This window comes from Butyricimonas hominis (genome assembly GCF_014287455.1).
In the GTDB taxonomy this organism is placed as follows: Bacteria; Bacteroidota; Bacteroidia; order Bacteroidales; family Marinifilaceae; genus Butyricimonas; species Butyricimonas muris.
In genome coordinates this window covers 1-608 of the sequence record NZ_JACOOH010000070.1, presented here as the reverse complement: position 1 = coordinate 608, position 608 = coordinate 1, and the positions used below count along the sequence as shown (strand labels likewise).

The following is a 608-nucleotide window of genomic DNA, read 5'->3' as shown; positions in this document are numbered from 1 at the left end:
GGGAGTACCTGAAGATCGTGACCGCGAGGAACGGGCTAGGGTAATACCGGTAACTGGGGCTAAGTCGTAACAAGGTAGCCGTACCGGAAGGTGCGGCTGGAACACCTCCTTTCTGGAGCATGGAGTTCATGTGGCTCGCTACCACGTTTCACGTTAAACTAGATTACCCGCGAGGGTTAACCATAGTCTCTTAGCTCAGTTGGTTAGAGCGCTACACTGATAATGTAGAGGTCCGCGGTTCAACTCCGCGAGGGACTACAAGACAATTGAAAATTAAGAATTGAAAATTGAAAATTATTTTCGGTCTTGGTTCTCGATTGATGCCGGGGGGATTAGCTCAGTTGGCTAGAGCGCCTGATTTGCATTCAGGAGGTCAAGGGTTCGACTCCCTTATTCTCCACGTGAGTTCATTGACAAGGTTGGAAAACGAGATTGATGATGAACGGGAGTTCATTTTCAATTTTCAATTTTCAATTTTGCATTGACTGTAAGTTCTTTGACATGCTGGAACGTTAACGGATTATTTAATCCGTGAAGTAAAAATGTAGTAAAAAACACAGAGCCGTCGGTGTAGTGATACATCGACAAGGTAGAAATACAACACGACG

General features: G+C 45.2%; 2 tRNA genes and 1 rRNA gene. All 3 read left to right on the top strand.

Annotated features, from left to right (window positions below):
- A 16S ribosomal RNA gene (locus H8S64_RS22300) occupies positions 1–112 on the top strand; the annotation flags it as partial.
- A gap of 72 nt (positions 113–184) precedes the next feature.
- Positions 185–258 (top strand) — tRNA-Ile (locus H8S64_RS22295).
- Between the two features lie 68 nt (positions 259–326).
- Positions 327–400, top strand: a tRNA-Ala gene (locus tag H8S64_RS22290).
- Positions 401–608: the final 208 nt, after the last annotated feature.